The sequence below is a fragment of the Nocardia sp. GP40 genome, assembly GCF_050434125.1.
GTDB classification, from domain to species: Bacteria; Actinomycetota; Actinomycetes; order Mycobacteriales; family Mycobacteriaceae; genus Nocardia; species Nocardia albiluteola.
Window position 1 is genome coordinate 738,987 of sequence record NZ_JBNPVW010000001.1, and the last position, 17,976, is coordinate 756,962.

Annotated in this window: 19 protein-coding genes; 14 read left to right on the forward strand and 5 right to left on the reverse strand. The window is 69.8% G+C overall.

Going from position 1 to position 17,976, the window contains the following annotated elements; all coding sequences use genetic code 11:
- Positions 1–246: 246 nt before the first annotated feature.
- Positions 247–1,809, forward strand: coding sequence for a serine/threonine-protein kinase (locus ABH933_RS03210; RefSeq protein WP_429414990.1), 1,563 nt, complete (start codon positions 247–249; stop codon positions 1,807–1,809).
- A gap of 70 nt (positions 1,810–1,879) precedes the next feature.
- On the opposite strand, the gene ABH933_RS03215 is transcribed toward ABH933_RS03210, so the two are convergent.
- Positions 1,880–2,281: a PPOX class F420-dependent oxidoreductase gene (locus ABH933_RS03215; protein WP_429414993.1), complete on the reverse strand. Its 402-nt coding sequence runs from the start codon at positions 2,279–2,281 to the stop codon at positions 1,880–1,882.
- 189 nt (positions 2,282–2,470) lie between these two features.
- Here ABH933_RS03215 and hisD point away from each other — a divergent pair, with 189 nt between their 5' ends.
- Genes hisD through hisH form a run of 4 tightly spaced genes read left to right on the forward strand, consistent with a single transcriptional unit; the run spans position 2,471 to position 6,274 of the window.
- Positions 2,471–3,808, forward strand: a complete 1,338-nt coding sequence (gene hisD / locus ABH933_RS03220) for a histidinol dehydrogenase (RefSeq protein ID WP_429414996.1) — start codon at positions 2,471–2,473, stop codon at positions 3,806–3,808.
- 5 nt (positions 3,809–3,813) lie between these two features.
- Complete coding sequence (locus ABH933_RS03225; RefSeq protein WP_429415753.1) at positions 3,814–4,938, forward strand: histidinol-phosphate transaminase; 1,125 nt, start codon at positions 3,814–3,816, stop codon at positions 4,936–4,938.
- 2 nt (positions 4,939–4,940) lie between these two features.
- Complete coding sequence (hisB, locus tag ABH933_RS03230; RefSeq protein WP_429414999.1) at positions 4,941–5,609, forward strand: imidazoleglycerol-phosphate dehydratase HisB; 669 nt, start codon at positions 4,941–4,943, stop codon at positions 5,607–5,609.
- A complete protein-coding gene (gene hisH / locus ABH933_RS03235) occupies positions 5,606–6,274 on the forward strand; it encodes an imidazole glycerol phosphate synthase subunit HisH (RefSeq protein ID WP_429415002.1) in 669 nt (222 codons plus the stop codon). Before hisB ends, hisH begins: the two co-directional genes overlap by 4 nt.
- A gap of 125 nt (positions 6,275–6,399) precedes the next feature.
- Here hisH and ABH933_RS03240 read toward each other — a convergent pair whose 3' ends face one another.
- A complete protein-coding gene (locus ABH933_RS03240) occupies positions 6,400–6,930 on the reverse strand; it encodes a hypothetical protein (RefSeq protein ID WP_429415005.1) in 531 nt (176 codons plus the stop codon).
- Between the two features lie 219 nt (positions 6,931–7,149).
- Between ABH933_RS03240 and priA the strand changes: the two genes are divergently transcribed.
- The 4 genes from priA (at position 7,150) to hisI (ending at position 9,920) form a co-directional block, all read left to right on the forward strand.
- Positions 7,150–7,881, forward strand: coding sequence for a bifunctional 1-(5-phosphoribosyl)-5-((5-phosphoribosylamino)methylideneamino)imidazole-4-carboxamide isomerase/phosphoribosylanthranilate isomerase PriA (gene priA / locus ABH933_RS03245; protein WP_215919204.1), 732 nt, complete (start codon positions 7,150–7,152; stop codon positions 7,879–7,881).
- A 3-nt stretch (positions 7,882–7,884) separates the two neighbouring features.
- Complete coding sequence (locus tag ABH933_RS03250; protein ID WP_215919206.1) at positions 7,885–8,718, forward strand: inositol monophosphatase family protein; 834 nt, start codon at positions 7,885–7,887, stop codon at positions 8,716–8,718.
- A gap of 4 nt (positions 8,719–8,722) precedes the next feature.
- Positions 8,723–9,496, forward strand: a complete 774-nt coding sequence (gene hisF / locus ABH933_RS03255; RefSeq protein WP_429415008.1) for an imidazole glycerol phosphate synthase subunit HisF — start codon at positions 8,723–8,725, stop codon at positions 9,494–9,496.
- 67 nt (positions 9,497–9,563) lie between these two features.
- Complete coding sequence (hisI, locus tag ABH933_RS03260) at positions 9,564–9,920, forward strand: phosphoribosyl-AMP cyclohydrolase (RefSeq protein ID WP_429415011.1); 357 nt, start codon at positions 9,564–9,566, stop codon at positions 9,918–9,920.
- A 30-nt stretch (positions 9,921–9,950) separates the two neighbouring features.
- On the opposite strand, the gene ABH933_RS03265 is transcribed toward hisI, so the two are convergent.
- From ABH933_RS03265 to ABH933_RS03275, 3 genes are all read right to left on the reverse strand, one after another.
- The gene (locus ABH933_RS03265) at positions 9,951–10,460 is read right to left on the reverse strand and encodes a MarR family winged helix-turn-helix transcriptional regulator (RefSeq protein ID WP_308166731.1); all 510 of its coding nucleotides are present in this window, start codon (positions 10,458–10,460) and stop codon (positions 9,951–9,953) included.
- 157 nt (positions 10,461–10,617) lie between these two features.
- Positions 10,618–11,220: a permease gene (locus ABH933_RS03270; protein ID WP_429415014.1), complete on the reverse strand. Its 603-nt coding sequence runs from the start codon at positions 11,218–11,220 to the stop codon at positions 10,618–10,620.
- 115 nt (positions 11,221–11,335) lie between these two features.
- Positions 11,336–11,656 carry a hypothetical protein gene (locus ABH933_RS03275; RefSeq protein WP_429415017.1) on the reverse strand — a complete coding sequence of 107 codons (321 nt, stop codon included), beginning with the start codon at positions 11,654–11,656 and terminating at the stop codon, positions 11,336–11,338.
- Positions 11,657–12,160: 504 nt separating this feature from the next.
- On the opposite strand from ABH933_RS03275, the gene ABH933_RS03280 reads away from it, so the two are divergent.
- The 5 genes from ABH933_RS03280 to trpA all read left to right on the forward strand — a co-directional run bounded on the left by ABH933_RS03280 (position 12,161) and on the right by trpA (position 17,931).
- Positions 12,161–13,720 carry an anthranilate synthase component I gene (locus tag ABH933_RS03280; protein ID WP_429415019.1) on the forward strand — a complete coding sequence of 520 codons (1,560 nt, stop codon included), beginning with the start codon at positions 12,161–12,163 and terminating at the stop codon, positions 13,718–13,720.
- A 25-nt stretch (positions 13,721–13,745) separates the two neighbouring features.
- Entirely contained in the window at positions 13,746–14,552 is an 807-nt protein-coding gene (locus ABH933_RS03285) for a Trp biosynthesis-associated membrane protein (RefSeq protein ID WP_429415756.1), read from the forward strand.
- A 213-nt stretch (positions 14,553–14,765) separates the two neighbouring features.
- On the forward strand, positions 14,766–15,590 hold the full coding sequence (trpC, locus tag ABH933_RS03290; protein WP_429415022.1) for an indole-3-glycerol phosphate synthase TrpC: 825 nt from the start codon (positions 14,766–14,768) through the stop codon (positions 15,588–15,590).
- Positions 15,587–16,849 carry a tryptophan synthase subunit beta gene (trpB, locus tag ABH933_RS03295; RefSeq protein WP_429415025.1) on the forward strand — a complete coding sequence of 421 codons (1,263 nt, stop codon included), beginning with the start codon at positions 15,587–15,589 and terminating at the stop codon, positions 16,847–16,849. The genes trpC and trpB overlap by 4 nt, the downstream gene beginning before the upstream one ends.
- A 290-nt stretch (positions 16,850–17,139) precedes the next feature.
- Entirely contained in the window at positions 17,140–17,931 is a 792-nt protein-coding gene (gene trpA, locus ABH933_RS03300) for a tryptophan synthase subunit alpha (protein ID WP_429415028.1), read from the forward strand.
- The last annotated feature ends 45 nt before the right edge of the window (positions 17,932–17,976 follow it).

Sequence of the window (17,976 nt, forward strand, 5' to 3'; positions counted from 1 at the left end):
CAACGGGTGTGTGCGACAGGTCGCCTTCGGGGTGAAATGTGATATGCGACACGGTTTATCTCGCCGGGGTCGCAGGGTGATCTCACACCCGTCGCACAGAGTGCGTACATATTGTCTCCGGATCACACTCCGGCGTCGGCGTCGGGCGCCGAGCCAGCTACACTCGTCGGGAACACGCGCGGGCCACCGCGCAGGGTAAGTCACGGATCGCGAAGAATTCGGAGTAGTGCCATCGAAACCGGCCAAGTGATCGCAGGGCATTACCGCCTGGTCGAGCGGATCGGTAGCGGCGGCACAGGCATCGTCTGGCGCGCCGTCGACGAGCGGCTCGAACGGTCGGTGGCGATCAAGCAGATCCTCACCCAGCCCAGCCTGCCTCCGGGCGAAAAGGAGATCGTGCGCCAGCGTGCCTCGCGCGAGGCGCGCAACGCGGCCCGGTTCCAGCACCCCAATGCGATCGTGGTCTTCGATATCACCGACCACAACGGTGATCCGTGCCTGGTTATGGAGTACCTGCAGTCGCAGAGCCTGGCGATGGTGCTGTCCGCGCAGGGCACCCTGCCGCTGGCGCAGGTCGCGCGCATCGGCGAGCAGGTGGCCTCGGCCCTGGTGGCCGCGCACCGGGCGGGCATCGTGCACCGCGACGTCAAGCCGGGCAACATCCTGCTGGGCGAGAACAGCACGGTCAAGATCACCGATTTCGGCATCTCCAAGGCCAAGGGCGACGTCGCGCTCACCGCGACGGGCTTGATCTCCGGGACCGCCGCCTACCTCGCCCCGGAGGTGGCACGCGGCGCCGAGCCGACCCCCGCCGCCGACGTCTTCGCCTTGGGTGCAACGCTTTTCCACGCCCTCGAGGGCGAGCCACCTTACGGCAGCAACCCGAATCCGCTGGCGCTGCTGTACGCGGCGGCAAACGGCCAGCTCAGCCAGCCGCGCAACGCCGGCCAGCTCACCGACCTCCTGCTGGACCTCCTCAGCTTCGAGCCCGAGGACCGTCCCAGCATGACCGAGGTCCGTGATCAGCTCGCCGACTTCGCCGACGGGGCCGACGACGCCGTCGCGACCAGAATGCTGGCCACCCATCGTTCCGCCCCGCGGCGCCAGGCTACCCGCACGCTGGATCGTCGTGCGGCACAGGCGGATATCTCCACCGCGGAGATGATGGCGCAGGAGGCACCGGTCTCGGAGCCCAACCTGCCCCCCGTGCGCCCGCCCCGCCCCGGCGCCCACCCCACCCGCTCGCATCGGCTGCCGGTGGAGCCGGAGCCGCCCCGCCGTCGCAGCCCGTGGCTGATCGTCGGCGGCGCCGTGGTCGCGGTGGCCATCGTCGGCGCGGCCATCTACACCCTCTTCGGCGGTACGCCCCCGAGTTCGTCTGCCACGGAGGGCAATTCGTCCTCGACCAGCGCCGCCGCGCAGAGCACGACGGCCTCGGCCTCTGCCCTGGGCGAGACCAAGAGTAACGGTCAGGCCGATGCCGGCTCCGCCGCCACCATGATTCAGCAGTTCTACAACGACCTGGTATCCGGCAGTGCCAATCTCAGCGATGCCTGGTCCCTGCTGACCCCGGCGGCCCAGCAGGTGTACAGCGACCAGCAGTCGTTCGAGAACTACTGGACCAAGAACCCCGTGACGAAGTGGAGCAGCGTCTCCGGGGCGGGCGGCACGAGCACCGCCGCCAGCGGCGACGGCTCGGTCGACATGCGGGTCGGGAACGTCACCAACGGCGGCAAGTCGCGGTCGATGACCCTGCGGGTGGTCCTCGGCAGCAGCGGCACCCCGCTCATCGACAGCAACACCAAGTAGGATCGCAACTTCCGGCGCCGTCGTCCTCGATGCGATATCGAGGGCGACGGCGTCCGTTCGTCCGGCGCGACTAATCGCGGACGACTGCGTAACCCGACACTCCTGTGGGACGGATAGCGAGCTTGACGCGGTCCTCGGCGTCCGGCGGGACGACCGGACCGCCGCCGTAGCGCTGGGACAGGCTCGAGTACAGGGCGCCCTCGGGGTCCGGGTCGATGTGGTCGAGCACTCCGCGGACCTCGATGTAGCGGTAGGGCTTGTCCGGGTCGAAGATCGAGATCGACACCCGCGGCTCGGCCGCCAGGTTCTTGAACTTCTGCCGGGAGTTGGTGTGCGTGAACCAGATGAATTCGCCGTCCCAGACGAACCACATCGGGTTCACCTGCGGCGCGCCATCGGGCCGGGTCGTGCCCAGGCTGGCGAATACCGGGCGTACCAGCAGGTCGCGAGCCTTATCGGGGATGACGGACATATCTGTTCTCCTCACAGCTGCTACATGGGTTGCGCCAGTAATCGAACAACATCGCGAGGCGTTGCGCGCCCGCGGCCCCGCAGCGCCGGAGGCGACGCCTAAATGACTATGCCGACCCGATAGTCTGGTAGTCGGTCCGGTGACTTCCCGCCCGGGCGATGACCAGCACAGAAGAGGTTTCACACCGCTATGACAACCCGCATCGAGCTCGCCCGCGTCGATCTGCGCGGTCGTACTCCCACCGCCGCCGAGCTGCGCGCCGCGCTGCCGCGCGGGGGAGTCGACGTGGACTCGGTGCTGCATCATGTGCGGCCGGTCGTGGAGGCGATCCGCGATCGGGGTGTCGAGGCGGCGCAGGAATTCAGCGTGCAGTTCGACGGCGTTGCTCCCGCGTGCGTCCGGGTCCCGGCCGCCGAACTCGACGCCGCGCTCGAAAACCTCGATCCCGCGGTGCGCACCGCGCTGGAGGTCGCGATCGAGCGCACCCGCCTCGTGCACGCCGATCAGCGGCGCACCGACAAGACCACCCAGGTGGTGCCCGGTGGCACCGTCACCGAGCGCTGGGTTCCGGTGGAGCGCGTCGGGCTGTACGTGCCCGGCGGCAATGCGGTCTACCCGTCCAGCGTCGTGATGAACGTGGTACCCGCCCAGGCGGCGGGCGTGGATTCGCTGGTGGTCGCCTCGCCGCCGCAGGCGCAGTTCGGCGGCCTGCCGCATCCGACGATCCTGGCCGCGGCGAAACTGCTCGGCGTCGAGGAGGTCTGGGCCGTGGGCGGCGCACAGGCCGTGGCCCTGCTGGCCTACGGCGGCGTCGACACCACCGGCGAGCGCCTGGATCCGGTCGACATGATCACCGGCCCCGGCAATATCTACGTCACCGCGGCCAAGCGCCTGTGCCGCGGCCTGGTCGGCATCGACGCCGAGGCCGGACCCACCGAGATCGCGATCCTCGCCGACGCCACCGCCGATCCGGTGCACGTGGCCGCCGACCTGATCAGCCAAGCCGAACACGACGTGCTGGCCGCCAGCGTCCTCGTCACCGACAGTGCCGCCCTGGCCGATGCGGTCGATGCCGCGGTGAACGCACAGCTCGAGGTCGTCAAGCACCGGCACCGGGTGTCGGAGGCGTTGTCCGGCAAGCAGTCCGGGGTCGTGCTCGTCGACGACGTGGATCAGGGGCTGCGCGTGGTGAACGCCTACGCCGCCGAGCACCTGGAGATCCAGACCGCGCAGGCGCCCGCCGTCGCGGCCCGGGTGCGCAGTGCGGGAGCGGTTTTCGTCGGTGCGTGGTCGCCGGTGAGCCTGGGCGATTACTGCGCCGGATCCAATCACGTGCTGCCCACGGCCGGCTGCGCCCGGCACTCCTCGGGCTTGAGCGTGCAGACATTCCTGCGCGGCATCCATGTCGTCGACTACAGCGAGGCGGCGCTCAAAGACGTTGCGGGACACGTGGTTGCGCTCGCGAATGCCGAAGATCTGCCCGCCCACGGCCAGGCCGTGCGGGCGCGATTCGAGGCGCTGTCGTGACAACCGTGACACACATTCCTGGGTCCGCCGTGTCCCTGGACGACTTGCCGCTGCGGGAGAACCTGCGCGGCAAATCGCCCTATGGCGCACCGCAATTGACCGTCCCGGTGCAGCTGAACACCAACGAGAATCCGCATCCGCCGAGCCAGGCGCTGATCGACGACGTCGCCGAATCGATCCGGGCCGCGGCGGCGGATCTGCACCGCTATCCGGACCGCGATGCGGTGGCGCTGCGCACCGACCTGGCCACCTACCTGACCCGGCAGACCGGGGTGGTGCTGGACGTGTCGAATGTGTGGGCCGCCAACGGTTCCAACGAGATCCTGCAGCAGCTGCTGCAGGCCTTCGGCGGGCCCGGCCGCAGCGCCATGGGCTTCGTGCCCTCGTATTCGATGCACCCGATCATCTCCGAGGGCATCGATACCGAGTGGGTGGAAGCCAAGCGCAACGACGACTTCTCCCTCGATGTCGACTATGCGCTGGCGCACATCGCCGAACGCCGCCCCGACGTGGTGTTCGTGACGAGCCCGAACAATCCCACCGGGCACAGCATCCCGCAGCCGGACCTTATCCGGATCCTGGAGGCCGCGCCCGGCGTCGTGGTCGTCGACGAGGCCTACGGCGAATTCTCCGCCGTGCCCAGTGCGATCGAGCTGATCGACCGGTTCCCCGCGAAACTCGTTGTCAGCCGGACGATGTCCAAGGCATTCGCCTTCGCGGGCGGGCGCCTGGGCTATCTGGCCGCCGCGCCGGCGGTGATCGATGCGATGCTGCTGGTGCGACTGCCCTACCACCTGTCGGTGGTCACCCAGGCCGCCGCGCGGGCGGCCCTGCGCCATGCCGATGAGACCCTGGCCACCGTCGCGGAATTGGCTGCCCAGCGGGACCGGGTCGCGAAGGCGCTGGCGGACATGGGATTCCGGGTCTCGCCCAGCGATGCCAACTTCCTGCTGTTCGGTCGCTTCGCCGACGCACCCCGGGCGTGGCAGCACTACCTCGACGAGGGCGTGCTGATCCGCGACGTCGGCATCCCCGCACACCTGCGGGTCACCATCGGCCTGGCCGCCGAGAACGACGAATTCCTGCGGGTCAGTGCGATTTTGGCCGCCACCGAGCGGGTGGACGCGTGAGTATGAGCACCGAGATTAAGGCGAGTATGCAGCGAACGGCGCGGGTGGAGCGCACCACCAAGGAGTCCAGCATCGTCGTCGAGCTGAACCTCGACGGCACCGGGACGACGGACATCTCGACCGGCGTCCCCTTCTACGACCACATGCTGACCGCGTTGGGTGCGCACGCCAGCTTCGATCTCAGCGTTCGCTCCGAGGGCGACATCGAGATCGAGGCGCACCACACCGTCGAGGACACCGCGATCGTCCTCGGCCAGGCACTTGGCCGGGCCCTGGGCGACAAGCAGGGCATCCGCCGCTTCGGCGACGCCTACATCCCGATGGACGAGACCCTCGCGCACGCGGCGGTCGACGTGTCCGGGCGGCCCTATTGCGTCCACATCGGCGAGCCGGATCACCTGCTGCACGCGGTGATTCCGGGTTCGCCGGTCCCCGGATCGGCCAGTTCCGCGCTCAGGCCCGGCGCACCCTATTCCACGGTGCTGAATCGGCACGTGTTCGAATCGATCGCGCTGAACGCACGGATCGCGCTGCACGTGCGGGTGCTCTACGGCCGCGATCAGCATCACGTCACCGAGGCCGAATTCAAGGCCGTGGCGCGGGCTCTGCGCGCCGCGGTCGAGCTCGATCCGCGGGTGAACGGCGTCCCGTCGACGAAGGGGACGCTGTGACAGAGCCCAGACATACCCCCACCCCACCGCCCCGGTCGAAATCCGTCGCCCTGCTGGACTACGGCTCGGGCAACCTGCACTCGGCCAACCGTGCCCTGATCCGCGCCGGAGCCGACGTCACCGTCACCGCCGACCCCGAAATCGCCTTGGCCGCGGACGGTTTGGTGGTGCCGGGCGTGGGCGCGTTCGCGGCCTGCATGGCCGGGCTGCGTGCGGTGCGGGGCGAACGCATCATCGGCAAGCGCCTCGCCGGGGGCCGTCCGGTACTGGGCATCTGCGTCGGCATGCAGATCCTGTTCGAGCGCGGCGTCGAATTCGGCGTGGAGACCGACGGGTGCGCCGAATGGCCCGGGACAGTGGAGCGGCTGCCCGCGCCGGTGCTGCCGCACATGGGCTGGAATACGGTGCAGTCACCGGCCGACAGCGTGCTGTTCGCCGGGATGGACGCCGAGACCCGGTTCTATTTCGTGCATTCCTATGCCGCGCAGCGCTGGACGTGGGACGACGACGGCGCGATCGCCCCGGCCAAGCTCACCTGGGCCGAGCACGGCGCCCCGTTCCTGGCCGCGGTCGAGAACGGGCCGTTGTCGGCCACCCAGTTCCATCCGGAGAAATCCGGCGACGCCGGCGCGCAGTTGCTCCGCAACTGGGTGCGGTCGCTGTAGGTTGCCGACGGCGCCCATTAGGTCGGAGTCGGTCGGGGATCACGGCGAAAGGGGCGTGTGCCATGGGAAATGGTCTGGCCTCCGGATCCACCGCGGCCGGGTCGTCCTAGCGCGCTCTGCCGCGCTCAGTGCGCGGGCGAACTCACCGGCAGTGGCTGCGGATCGACCCGCTCGGTCAGCCACTGGCCGTTGACGTTGTCCAGGTACACCTGCATCACGCTGCGCCCGGGGCGGGGCAGGCCCAATGTCGCGTCGCTGCGGGTCGTGTCGTCGACGGACACCACGATCTGCGCGTGCGTGGCATCGGCGGTGTCGGTGCCGCACTCCACCGACAGCACATCGGAACTGGTGTGCGTCGCCACGGCCTGATTGCGGCGGTCCGTGCTGGTCCGCTGAAATTGATCGCGGAACGGGCCGGTGGAGTGGTCCAGGACGCGGCGGTTGTAGTCGTCGTAATCGGTGAAGGTGTAGGTACTGAGCTGGCGGCCGAAATCGCAGGCGGCCAGCTGTGCCGGATCGGTCGGGTTGGCCGCCGCGACCGCGCCGATTCCCGGGATCACACCCAGACTCGCCAGCGCCACCATGCCGACGCCCGCGGCCGGTCGGACGGGGACGATGCGGGCGGGGATCGAGGGCCGCAATGCTCTCCGGGACATGACTGCACCCCTTTGTTGCTCGACGAACAGAACGAAACCCGTGTCCCACCCCGGAATGCGCACCCGGGACGATGTCCGAGTTCGTTCTGCGCCTACTGACACGCGTGGTGTTGGAGTTGCCCATCGGGGCGCGCGGCAAACCTCGCCACGGCCGGTCCCGGCGGTGTGCAGCCCAGGCCCGCGGCCGGGACCGGCCGGTATGCCCAGTAGGCTACTGCCGTGAATCTTGTGCTGCTCCCCGCCGTCGATGTCGCCAATGGTGAGGCCGTGCGCCTCGTCCAGGGGGAGGCGGGCAGCGAAACGAGCTACGGATCGCCGCGCGAGGCCGCCCTGGCCTGGCAGCAGGCCGGCGCCGAATGGGTCCATCTGGTCGATCTGGACGCCGCCTTCGGCCGCGGCTCCAATCGCGACATGATCGCGGAGGTGGTCGGCGAGCTCGATGTAAAGGTGGAGCTGTCCGGCGGCATCCGCGATGACGAATCGCTGAAGGCCGTGCTCGCCACCGGCTGCGCCCGGGTCAACCTGGGCACCGCGGCCCTCGAGAATCCGGAGTGGGCCGCCCGCGCGATCGGCGAGTACGGCGACCGCATCGCCGTCGGCCTCGACGTGCGCCTGACCGAGGGCCAGTACCGGCTGCGCGGGCGCGGCTGGGTCAGCGACGGCGGCGACCTGTGGGAGGTGCTCGAGCGACTCGAACGAGACGGCTGCTCGCGGTATGTCGTCACCGACGTCACCAAGGACGGCACCCTCACCGGGCCGAATCTGGATCTGCTGCGCGAGGTCTGTCAGGCCACCGAAGCGCCGGTCGTCGCCTCGGGTGGGGTCTCCACCCTCGACGATCTGCGGGCCATCGCCGGGCTGGTACCGGACGGCGTCGAGGGCGCGATCGTGGGAAAGGCCCTCTACGCCGGGCGATTCACGCTGCCCGAGGCATTGGCCGCGGTGCGCTAGGCGATGACGACCCCCGCCGAGCGCGTCACGCTGCTCGCCCTCGCCAGCGAGGTATTGGATTCGGCCGCACCGCGTTTCGTGCAGGGTGTCGGTGCGCCCAGCGCGGTCGAGAAGGGGCGTGGCGATTTCGCCACCGAGCTGGACCTCGAGCTGGAGCGCACGGTATCCGCGAGCCTGGTCGAGCGCACCGGGATCGCGGTGCACGGCGAGGAATTCGGCGGCCCCGAGCTCGGCTCGGGCACCTCGTGGGTGCTCGACCCCATCGACGGCACCTTCAATTATTCGGCGGGGCATCCCCTGTCCGGGATTCTGCTGGCATTGATCGAGGACGGCGTGCCGGTGCTGGGCCTGACCTGGTTGCCGCTGCTGGGCCGTCGCTACGCCGCGGCGGTCGGTGGGCCGCTACTGGTGGACGGGGATCCGGCGCCGCCGCTGGCGCCCGGCAAACTCGCCGAGGTGATGATCGGCTTCGGCGCCTTCAATCTCGATGCGCACGGCCGCATTCCCGGACGGTTCCGCTTCGACCTGCTCGGCGCGCTGAGCCGGCTCTCGGGCCGGGTCCGCATGCATGGTTCCACCGGAATCGACCTGGCGTTCACCGCATCCGGGGTGCTGGGCGGGGCCGTCGTCTTCGGCCACCATCCGTGGGACAACGCCGCAGGGGTCGCGCTCGTGCGGGCCGCCGGGGGAGTGGTCACGGATCTGCGGGGCGAGGAGTGGACCATCACGTCGGGTTCGGTGCTCGCCGCCGCACCGGGGGTGCACGAGGAACTACTGGACATGATCGATACCGCGGTGGACGAGTCCGCCCGGGGACTGAACACACAACGGAGCTGAACGAATGACACTGGCTGTGCGCGTGATTCCGTGCCTGGACGTGGATGCCGGGCGCGTGGTCAAGGGCGTGAACTTCGAAAACCTGCGGGACGCGGGCGATCCCGTCGAACTGGCCGCGACCTACGACGCGCAGGGCGCGGACGAGCTGACCTTCCTCGACGTCACCGCCTCCACGGGCGACCGCGGCACCATGATCGACGTGGTGACCCGCACCGCCGAGCAGATCTTCATTCCGCTCACCGTCGGCGGCGGCGTGCGCACGGTCGACGATGTGGACCGCCTGCTGCGCGCGGGCGCGGACAAGGTGTCGGTGAACACCGCCGCCATCGCGAATCCGCAGATCCTGCGCGAGATGTCGGAGCGGTTCGGCTCGCAGTGCATCGTGCTGTCCGTCGATGCCCGCACCGTCCCCGAAGGCACGGATCCGACCCCGTCCGGGTGGGAGGTCACCACGCACGGCGGCAAGCGCGGCACCGGTATCGACGCCGTCGAATGGGCCGTGCGCGGAGCCGAACTCGGCGTGGGGGAGATCCTGCTGAACTCGATGGATGCCGACGGCACCAAGGCGGGGTTCGATCTGGCCATGATCACCGCGGTGCGGGCGGCCGTGACGGTTCCGGTGATCGCCAGCGGCGGTGCGGGCAAGGTCGCGGACTTCGCGCCCGCGATCCAGGCGGGCGCGGACGCCGTCCTGGCGGCCACCGTCTTCCACTTCGGCGAGCTCACGATCCCCGAGGTCAAGGATGCAATGCGCGCCGAGGGGATCGTCGTCCGGTAGCCGGGCCGGGGTGCGCGCCGCCACCGCCCGGTTCGGCACATGTCCCGCTCTTGGTATAACGGTGTACGTGAGTCTGGATCCCGCTATCGCCGCCCGCCTCAAGCGCAACGAGGCCGGGCTGGTCGCCGCGGTCGCGCAGGAGCGCGGCACCGGCGATGTGCTCATGATGGCGTGGATGGACGACGAGGCGCTGGCCCGCACCCTGGCCACCCGCAAGGCGACGTATTACTCGCGCTCGCGGCAGCAGTACTGGGTCAAGGGTGAGACCTCGGGGCACACCCAGTACGTGCACGAGGTGCGATTGGATTGCGACGGCGATACCGTGCTGCTGATCGTCGACCAGGAGGGCGCGGCCTGCCACACAGGCACCCACACCTGCTGGGACGGGGACGTGCTGCTGTCGGATCCGGTGGGGCAGAACTGATTCGGCGCAGACGCCCGATGCGGAACCGGTCTAGGTGTCCGCTTCCTCGTCGACCGGCCGCTGGCCGTTGGTGCGGCCGATCCCGCGGGTGAGCCCCGCCTCGAGCTGCGCGACGACCGCCTCGCCCAGTTCCAGGAGTTGTTCGGTCTGGCGGTCGTCGAGGCCGTCGAAGACCAGGCCGTGCACGGCCTCGAGGTAGCCGGGCGTGGCCTGCTGGACCTTCCGGTATCCGGTCTCGGTCAGCACCGCATCCGCGCCGCGCCGCCCGGCCAGCACCTGCCGCTGAGCCCAGCCCAGCCGCTCCAATTTCGTTACTACGTGGGATAACCGGGATAGCGAGGCGTTTGCTCTAGAGGCCAGCTCGCTGAGCTGAAGTCGATGTTCGGGTTCGGCGGCCAGTAGCTCGAGCACAACGTATTCGAAGTGGGTGACGCCGGCCTCGCGCTGCAATTGCGTGTCCATGGCCGCGGGCAGCCGCGTCGTCAGCGCGACAAGAATTCGCCACGCTCGTTGTTCGACTGGGTTAAGCCACTTCGTCACTTCGCGCCTCTCTTACAGCCAAGTGACGTAATCTCGTTAGCGAGACTAGTGAATCTTGAATCTTCAATCCACGGTCACCTGCAGAGAGTTAGTTTGCCATGATTTCGCTCGCGGGTCACGGGTGGTCTGTATGACGTGACGTCTCTCACGTGTGTCGTTACTGCTCGGAGGGCTTGTCCGCCGGTGGTTCCGGGACGGGTGCGGTGGGGGCGGCGGCCGGTTGCTGGTAGGTGGGGGCCTTGCGGTGCTTCGCGCCGCGGCGGGTGCGCAGCCGTCGGCGGATCCGCAGGAACAGGACCAGCACGAACAGGGCCGCGGCGACGATGGCCCCGATCAGCGAGGCGCCCCGGAATCCCGGCGCGTTGACATCGAGCACCCGCTCGCCCGCGTGCGCGGCGTTGCTGCCGCCCAGGACGATCGTGAGGGTCATCAGATTCGGCAGCGCGACGGCCAGGGCCAGCACGGCCGAGCCGCCGGCGAGGAATCGCCCGCCCCGCCACCGCCACATCGTCACGACGGCCAACAGCAGGAACAGCGGCACGATCGTGCAGAAGAAGCCCAGGGCCAGGCCGGACCAGATGCCCTTGGAGAAGCTGCCGTGCCCGGACATGGCGGCGATGCGCTGCGCCCACCAGCGCGGAATGAACGAAGCCAGGATGAAGTAGGCGACGACCAGCGCCACGACCACCGCGAGCACGCCGATGATCCGATTGCGCCACTTGTGGGTGCTGGGCGATTGCTCGACATGCTGCGAGGTCATACGACCAGGGTAAGCATGATTTGCCAGATAATCGGCGATACACACGCCCGGTTGCCGGCCCGGGAATGAACAGGGCCGGACCGGTTGCCCGGCCCGGCCCTGCCGATGGCGGTCGTCAGACCCCGAGAAGGATGGCCACCTCGGGGTTCTTGACATCCATGACGTCCAGGATGCCGTGCGCCTTCAGGAACGGCTCGAGCTCCTTGATGCGGTCGCTGTGCTCCGCGTACTCGTCCGGGAACTTGCGCCGGTCCAGGTTCTCCAGGGCCTTGACGTACGTCACGAACGAGGCCAGCGCGTTGTATTTGGTCGTGCCCCCGGCCTGCTGCCGGTTCATCTGCATCATCCGGGATGACTGGCCGGGCACGTTGCCCATCGGCTGCTGCGGCGCCGCGTGCCGGGGCCCCTCCGGTGCCATCGGTTGCGAGGGATACATCGGTATGTGAGCTCCGCTCTGTGTCGGCGGCCACCGCGTCGCTCCGGCGTGGTCCGCCCGGTTCGCCGCTGCGATCAGCACTGGCGCCGCTGAGCGCCGAGCACCGGCGAACCGGACACGGACGGCGCGTCGACGACTCGCGCCCCGGTGGTCCGGCGGATGGCCCGCTGTCCGGTTTGGTTGTCTAGCTGAGGGTGATGCGGTCGATCAGATGCCGGTCGGGCCGCGTAACGCCGGTTCGGCCGGGTCGTGCTCGCCCCCCTGTGATTCGCAGCTGGCCAGGGCACTGCTGGGTCTCTTGTAGCCCCCGCGATCGGGTGCGCGGGCTTCATCAGGCGGGCTGTCTTCGTCACGTTCGCGGCCGCCGGTGCCGGCGGCCGCGAACGGGCGTTGGTAAGGGTAGTGCCCAGCGTTCCCGGATATGGCGATAATGCGGTTCCCGCCCGAATCGGGTACCCCACCCCGCCACCGGGGTGGGGTACCCGGCCCTGAAATGATGGGGAGATGCACGGCGCAACCGATCGTCCGGGGACCTCGACCACCACTACCCGCGAGGACTTCCGGGTCCTCGCGGCCGAGCACCGGGTGGTCCCGGTGACCCGGAAGGTGCTGGCGGACTCGGAAACTCCGCTCTCGGCCTACCGCAAGCTGGCCGCGGACCGGGCGGGCACGTTCCTGCTCGAGTCGGCCGAGAACGGGCGATCGTGGTCGCGATGGTCGTTCATCGGGGCGGGCAGTCCCACCGCGCTGAGCGTGGTCGACGGGCAGGCGGCCTGGCTGGGCGCCACTCCGGCCGATGCACCGTCGGGCGGCGATCCACTGGTCGCGCTGCGCGATTCCCTCGAGTTGCTGCGGACCGAGCGCCTGCCCGGCCTGCCCCCGCTCACCGGTGGTCTGGTCGGCTACCTCGGCTACGACATCGTGCGCCGGATGGAGCGCCTGCCGGAGCTGGCCGTCGACGATCTGCACGTGCCGGAGATGGTGATGCTGCTGGCCACCGACCTGGCCGCGTTCGACCACCACGAGGGCGCGATCACGCTGATCGCCAACGCGGTCAACTGGAACGGCACCGACGAGCGCGTCGACGAGGCCTACGACGACGCGGTAGCCCGGCTGGACCGGATGACCGCGGCGCTGGCCGCGCCCGCGGAATCGACGGTCTCGGTCTTCGACCGCCCCGAGCCGGATTACCGCCGCCAGCACACCACGGAGGAACACGGCGCGGGCGTGCGGCGGCTGGTCAAGGAGATCGAGGCGGGCGAGGCCTTCCAGGTGGTGCTCTCGCAGCGGTTCGAGATGGACTACGACGGCAGCCCGCTGGACCTGTACCGGATGCTGCGCGCGTCGAATCCGAGCCCGTACATGTACCTGATGCACATTCCGGACGGCTCCGGCGGCACGGCCTTCTCTATCGTCGGTTCGAGCCCGGAATCGCTGGTGACGGTGAAGGACGGCGTGGCCACCACGCATCCGATCGCCGGTACCCGGTGGCGCGGGGCGACTCCCGAGGACGATGTGTTGCTGGAGAAGGATCTGCTGGCCGACGAGAAGGAGAACGCCGAGCACCTCATGCTCGTCGACCTGGGCCGCAACGATCTGGGCCGGGTGTGTACCCCGGGCACGGTGCGCGTCACCGACTATCGCCACGTCGAGCGGTACAGTCACGTGATGCACCTGGTGTCCACGGTGTCGGCGCAGCTCGCCCCCGGCCGCATCGCCCTGGACGCGGTGCAGGCGTGTTTCCCGGCCGGCACGCTGTCCGGCGCGCCGAAGGTCCGCGCGATGGAGCTGATCGAGGAGCTGGAAACGACCCGCCGCGGCGTCTACGCCGGCGTCGTCGGCTATCTCGATTTCGCCGGCGATGCCGACACCGCGATCGCCATCCGCACCGCGCTGCTGAAGGACGGCATCGCCTACGTGCAGGCCGGCGGCGGCATCGTCGCCGACTCCGAGCCCGAATACGAGGACAACGAGTCCCGCAACAAGGCGATGGCCGTGCTCAAGGCCGTTGCTGCGGCGCGGACGGTCCGCGCCTTCGCCCCGGAACCCGGTGATGCCGAGTGACGGGGACAGATATGGATGCCGAATGATGAACGCAGTGGAACCCGATAGGGCGCACGAGAATCCGGACGGGGCGGCCAAGCGTCGCCGGCCGGTCGGTCCCGTGGTGCTGCTGGTGCTGGCCGCGGCCGCGCTGTGGATCGCCTCCCGGATGACGTGGGTGACCATCGTGTCCTCCGACGGGCTCACCACCCCGCGCACCAACCGCCTCGACGGCGGCGTGTGGTTCGGCGCGCTCACCCCGCTGGCGCTGGTGCTGCTGGCCGCGGTCGCGGCCGTGTTCGCCACCCGGGGCTGGCTGCGCCGCCTGGTCGGCGTGGTCGTCGCGGTGGTGGCCGCGGTGGCCGCCGTACCCGGGGTCGCGCTGCTGACCCACCACGGCGCGGTCGGCTCGCGCGCGGCGACCCTGGTCGACCTGCCCGCTCGGGCGCACGTGGACCTGGTGCGCGTCTATGCGTTCCCGGCCACGCTCAGCGTGCTCGGCGCGATCATCGCCTTCGCGGCGGGCGTGCTGCTGGCCCGGATGCCCGAGAGCACCGCGCGAATGTCGGGAAAGTACGACAATCCGGTGTTCCGGCGGGCGGCCGCGGCCGAACAGGTGGCGCGCCGGCGCGCCGCCGCGACCGATTCGTCGCCCGGCGAGGGCGCTGCGGCATCCGCCGAACACGGCGGGGCAACGACCGGCGCCGCCGCCGCGCCGGGTACGTCCGCCGCGGAATCCGCTGCGCCCCAGCCCGACTCCGCACCCGCGCAGCCGCTGTCCGAGCGGGTGCTGTGGGATGCCCTCGACGCGGGCGCGGATCCCACCGACGACGAGGCCGGACGTGACCGGTGAGGCGTACCCGCACCCGCGACGGGGTCTCGGTCCGCGGTGGCGCCCGGGGCCGCAGCGCGGCGGTATGCGGGGGCGGAGCTCGGGGTGCGACGAGGAACACCCCGGCGTCGGCGGTGTGAACGTGGCCATTTACTCTTTAACCGCACCGGTGAGACAGCGCCTGGGGGGATTCTCAGGTATGAAGTCCGTCTCCCCAGAAAGGATTCGAGCCAGATGACGGTACTCGACTCGATTCTCGACGGGGTCCGCGCGGATGTGGCCGCACGGGAAGCCCACCTGGATTTCCAGGCCGTCAAGAAGGCCGCCGCGGCGGCCCCCTCCCCACGCAACGCGCTCGCTGCGCTGCATCAGGACGGCGTCGGAGTCATCGCCGAGGTGAAGCGCGCCAGCCCCTCCAAGGGCGAGCTGGCCGACATCCCGGATCCGGCCAGCCTGGCGAAGGCGTACCAGGACGGTGGCGCGCGGATCATCAGCGTGCTCACCGAACAGCGCCGCTTCCACGGTTCGCTCGATGATCTGGACGCCGTGCGCGCGGTCGTCGATCTGCCGATCCTGCGCAAGGATTTCGTCGTCGGCCCGTACCAGATCCACGAGGCGCGCGCCCACGGCGCGGACGTGATTCTGTTGATCGTGGCCGCCCTGGAGCAGGACGTGCTGGCCTCGCTCATCGACCGCACCGAATCGCTCGGCATGACCGCGCTGGTCGAGGTGCACACCGAGGAGGAGGCCGATCGCGCCCTCGAGGCGGGCGCCTCGGTCATCGGCGTGAACGCCCGCAACCTCCGGACCCTCGAGGTGGATCGCGACGTCTTCGCGCGCATCGCGCCCGGGCTGCCCACCGAGGTCATCCGGGTCGCCGAATCCGGGATCAGCGGCACCGCCGATCTGCTTGCCTACGCCGGAGCGGGTGCGGATGCCGTGCTGGTCGGCGAGAGCCTGGTGATCAGTCGCGATCCGCGCGCGGCGGTCTCGGAGCTGGCCACGGCCGGCACCCACCCGTCCTGCCCGCGCCCGCTGCGCCGGGGAGCCGCACGATGACCCAGACCACCCAGCCCCCGCTGCCACCGGCGAGCGCGGGGGTGACCCAGCGCAGCCACGAGCCCGATGCGGGCGGCCACTTCGGCGTCTACGGCGGGCGGCACGTGCCCGAGGCGCTGATGGCGGTGATCGAGGATGTCACGGCCGAATACGACAAATGCCGGGTCGACCCGGACTTCCTGGCCGAGCTGGATCGGCTGCAGCGCGACTACACCGGCCGCCCGTCGCCGGTCTTCGAATGCAGACGGCTCTCGGAGCACGCGGGCGGCGCCCGGATCTTCCTGAAGCGGGAAGACCTGAACCACACCGGCTCTCACAAGATCAACAATGTCCTCGGCCAGGCGCTGCTCGCCAAGCGGATGGGCAAGACCCGGGTCATCGCGGAGACCGGCGCCGGCCAGCACGGGGTCGCCACCGCGACCGCGTGCGCCCTGCTCGGCCTGGACTGCGTGGTCTACATGGGCGCGGTCGACATGGTGCGCCAGCAGCTCAACGTCGCCCGGATGCGCCTGCTCGGTGCCCAGGTGATCTCCGTGACCAGCGGCTCGCAGACCCTCAAGGACGCCATCAACGAGGCGCTGCGGGATTGGGTCACCAACGCCGACGACACGTACTACGCCTTCGGCACCGCGGCGGGCCCGCATCCGTTTCCGCTGCTCGTGCGCGATTTCCAGCGCGTGATCGGCATCGAGGCGCGCGCTCAGCTGCTCGAGCGGGCCGGTCGGCTGCCCGATGCGGTGACCGCCTGCGTCGGCGGCGGATCCAATGCGATCGGCATCTTCCACGCCTTCATCGACGATCCCGGCGTGCGGCTGCTGGGCTTCGAGGCGGCGGGCGACGGCGTCGAAACCGGAAGGCATGCGGCGACTTTCACCGGCGGCACGCCAGGCGCGTTCCAGGGCGCGTACTCGTATCTGCTGCAGGACGAAGATGGCCAGACCATCGAGTCGCATTCGATCTCGGCGGGTCTGGACTATCCGGGCGTCGGCCCCGAGCACGCCTACCTCAAGGACATCGGCCGCGCGGAGTACCGTCCGGTCACCGACGCCGAGGCGATGGACGCGCTGCTGCTGCTCTCGCGCACCGAGGGCATCATCCCGGCCATCGAGTCCGCGCACGCGGTGGCGGGGGCGCTGCAGCTGGGCCGCGAAATGGGCAAGGACGCAATCATTCTGGTGAACCTGTCCGGTCGCGGCGACAAGGACATGGACACTGCGGCGAAGTGGTTCGGCCTGTTCGACGAGGAGGGCGTCCGATGAGCGCGGTGTCCGGTGGCGGCGACAAGGACATGACAGTGACATTGGAGAGCGCTGCGGCGAAGTGGTTCGGCCTGTTCGACGAGGAGGGCGTCCGATGAGCGCGGTGTTCGGTCGCGGCGACAAGGACATGACAGTGACATTGGAGAGCGCTGCGGCGAAGTGGTTCGGCCTGTTCGACGAGGAGGGCGTCCGATGAGCGCGGTGTCCGGTCGCGGCGACAAGGACATGACAGTGACATTGGAGAGCGCTGCGGCGAAGTGGTTCGGCCTGTTCGACGAGGAGACTGACAAATGAGCCGCCTGGCCAGTACGTTCGCGGCGTGCCGCGCCGAGCACCGGGCCGCGCTCGTCGGCTACCTACCGGCCGGCTTTCCGGATCTGGCCGGATCCATCGCGGCGTGCACCGCGATGGTCGAATCCGGTTGCGACATCATCGAAGTCGGCGTCGCCTATTCCGATCCGGTGATGGACGGCCCCACCATCCAGGCCGCCGCCGAGCAGGCGCTGCGCGGCGGGGTACGGGTGCGCGACGTGTTCACGGTCGTCGAGGCGATCACCAAGGCCGGCGGTAAGGCCGTCGTGATGACGTACTGGAACCCGGTGCTGAAGTACGGTGTCGACAGCTTCTCGCGCGATCTGGCCGCCGCGGGCGGCCTGGGCATGATCACCCCGAACCTGATCCCGGAGGAGGCCGACGAGTGGCTGGCCGCCTCCCGTGAGCACGACCTGGACCGCATCTTCCTGGTCGCGCCCTCCTCCACCGAGGAGCGCCTGGCCATGACGATCGAGGCCAGCAGCGGCTTCGTCTACGCCTCCTCCACGATGGGCGTGACCGGCGCTCGCGACGCGGTCTCCTCGGCGGCTCCCGCCCTGTGTGCGCGCATCCGCACCCACTCCGACATTCCGATCGGCGTCGGCCTCGGCATCCGCGACCGCGCCCAGGCCGCGGAGACCGCGGCCTTCGCCGACGGCGTCATCGTCGGCTCGGCGCTGGTGACCGCCGCCGGTGAGGGCCTGGACGCGGTCCGTGCCCTCACCGCCGACCTCGCCGTGGGCGTGCGATCGGCGACGGTGGCGTCCTAGGGTCCCGCCCGCGTCAGCCGGGGTTGGCGGCGCCGATTCTTGCGA

Excerpts from the sequence above, each read along its gene's own strand:
- ABH933_RS03215 (WP_429414993.1), bottom strand. The coding sequence starts at position 2,281 with ATGTCCGTCATCCCCGATAAGGCTCGCGACCTGCTGGTACGCCCGGTA.
- hisD (WP_429414996.1), top strand. The coding sequence starts at position 2,471 with ATGACAACCCGCATCGAGCTCGCCCGCGTCGATCTGCGCGGTCGTACT.
- hisB (WP_429414999.1), top strand. The coding sequence starts at position 4,941 with ATGAGCACCGAGATTAAGGCGAGTATGCAGCGAACGGCGCGGGTGGAG.
- ABH933_RS03240 (WP_429415005.1), bottom strand. The coding sequence starts at position 6,930 with ATGTCCCGGAGAGCATTGCGGCCCTCGATCCCCGCCCGCATCGTCCCC.
- ABH933_RS03250 (WP_215919206.1), top strand. The coding sequence starts at position 7,885 with ATGACGACCCCCGCCGAGCGCGTCACGCTGCTCGCCCTCGCCAGCGAG.
- hisF (WP_429415008.1), top strand. The coding sequence starts at position 8,723 with ATGACACTGGCTGTGCGCGTGATTCCGTGCCTGGACGTGGATGCCGGG.
- ABH933_RS03270 (WP_429415014.1), bottom strand. The coding sequence starts at position 11,220 with ATGACCTCGCAGCATGTCGAGCAATCGCCCAGCACCCACAAGTGGCGC.
- ABH933_RS03275 (WP_429415017.1), bottom strand. The coding sequence starts at position 11,656 with ATGTATCCCTCGCAACCGATGGCACCGGAGGGGCCCCGGCACGCGGCG.
- ABH933_RS03280 (WP_429415019.1), top strand. The coding sequence starts at position 12,161 with ATGCACGGCGCAACCGATCGTCCGGGGACCTCGACCACCACTACCCGC.
- ABH933_RS03285 (WP_429415756.1), top strand. The coding sequence starts at position 13,746 with ATGAACGCAGTGGAACCCGATAGGGCGCACGAGAATCCGGACGGGGCG.
- trpC (WP_429415022.1), top strand. The coding sequence starts at position 14,766 with ATGACGGTACTCGACTCGATTCTCGACGGGGTCCGCGCGGATGTGGCC.
- trpB (WP_429415025.1), top strand. The coding sequence starts at position 15,587 with ATGACCCAGACCACCCAGCCCCCGCTGCCACCGGCGAGCGCGGGGGTG.
- trpA (WP_429415028.1), top strand. The coding sequence starts at position 17,140 with ATGAGCCGCCTGGCCAGTACGTTCGCGGCGTGCCGCGCCGAGCACCGG.